This window comes from bacterium (genome assembly GCA_040755795.1).
In the GTDB taxonomy this organism is placed as follows: Bacteria; UBA9089; CG2-30-40-21; order CG2-30-40-21; family SBAY01; genus JBFLXS01.
The window spans coordinates 1-1,406 of record JBFLXS010000680.1; the positions used below are offsets into that span (position 1 = coordinate 1).

The following is a 1,406-nucleotide window of genomic DNA, read 5'->3' on the forward strand; positions in this document are numbered from 1 at the left end:
TAATAATGTAAAATGGGCAATGTAAAATGAAAAATGTAAAATGAGAGGATGGATGAAATGAAAGATGATGATATTACTGAAAGACTAATTGACTTTACAGAATTGACTTTTAAATTTTTAATTGCTCATTTTACATTTTACAGTTATTTTTTAAGTAGCTGAACGCTTACAATTTTTCTTTGCTGGTCATTCTTTACAAGATACGCGGTTTTTTTGGGTTCTGTCTTGAGCCAGAGAGCCTGTAACAATTCTGCGGTCCTGCCACATTGATCTGGCTCATAGTCCTGGAGTATCTCCCTTGTTTGGTTAAGTATCAGTTTCTTATCCATTGTTTACCCCCTTACAAATCGGATCACTATCCATTATGTTATTACCTGTCAGTCTAACAATACCTCTACAACCAAAACAATTATCTATAATCTTACATTGAGCACAGTTTCCCTCTATTGTCTTCTTAATAGTATCCAGGTAACTTAACATTCGGTAATAATTTGATTTAAAATCTTGATCCAGTTTAAACCCTGGTTCATCTAAAAAGCAACAAGGATAAAAGCACCCATCAGGTTTTAATATTAAAAAATCTTTACCTGCCTGACATCCGAAAATACCATGTTTAGATAACTCAAGGGAAGAGATATTATTAAAAAGGGCAGAAAATCCGCAATCAACCCTGAATTCAATTGAAGGATAAATCTTCCTCATCTTGAAGATTTGTTCCCTGACCAATCCTGGATAATCTTCAGGATATTCTTCCTTTATTTTGGGTCTAATGATGATAATCCTTCTGAGTTCAAGGGTTTTAATCAATTTAGCCATCCTGGGTAAATCACCCAGATTCTCCACAAATAACAAATAATTTATACCAACATCGATCTGGCTTGACTTAAGGATTTCGATTGTCCTGATGGCGTCCTTAAAAGACCTCCTGTCCCTTGTCTGGCTATTTATCGATTGGCTCGACCCATTCAAAGATACCTGAATGCTACTTACATACCCCTTTATCTTGCTTGCCAATTCTTTAGTTACCAGGCTGCCATTTGTGGTTATATTTATTACGAATTCATAATCTGAGGCATATCGCAAAAACTCCATAAGGTGAGGATATAGTAAAGGCTCACCACCTCCAACAGCTAATTGCAAGACTCCATTCCTCTTTAAGGCATCCAGATAGGTTTTTAATAGCAGGATATCTATCTCATAGTTATTCTTATCAGAGTAACAATACCGACAATGATAATTGCACCTCTGGGTCAGGAGGATATGAATCTTGGCCGGCAGAAAGCCATTAACCCTCCGGATATAAGGGTATCTTGATAAGAGGTGAAGCAGCGTACTCTTAGCTAATCCAACACATAGTCCGGTTCTTTTGTTAAAAAGCTGGGGACCATCTTCCTTTATTTTTAAGA

At 36.4% G+C, this 1,406-nt stretch carries 2 protein-coding genes; both read right to left on the reverse strand.

The annotated features are described in order from the left end of the window. Positions 1 to 143 precede the first annotated feature (143 nt). Positions 144 to 329: a hypothetical protein gene (locus tag AB1414_20880; GenBank protein MEW6609866.1), complete on the reverse strand. Its 186-nt coding sequence runs from the start codon at positions 327 to 329 to the stop codon at positions 144 to 146. After that, positions 322 to 1,406, reverse strand: a 1,085-nt coding sequence (locus AB1414_20885; GenBank protein ID MEW6609867.1) for a radical SAM protein, incomplete at its 5' end; no start/stop codon positions are given. The genes AB1414_20880 and AB1414_20885, both read right to left, overlap by 8 nt.

Bases quoted from the DNA above. Each gene is read 5' to 3' on its own strand.
- AB1414_20880 (MEW6609866.1), bottom strand. From the start codon at position 329: ATGGATAAGAAACTGATACTTAACCAAACAAGGGAGATACTCCAGGAC.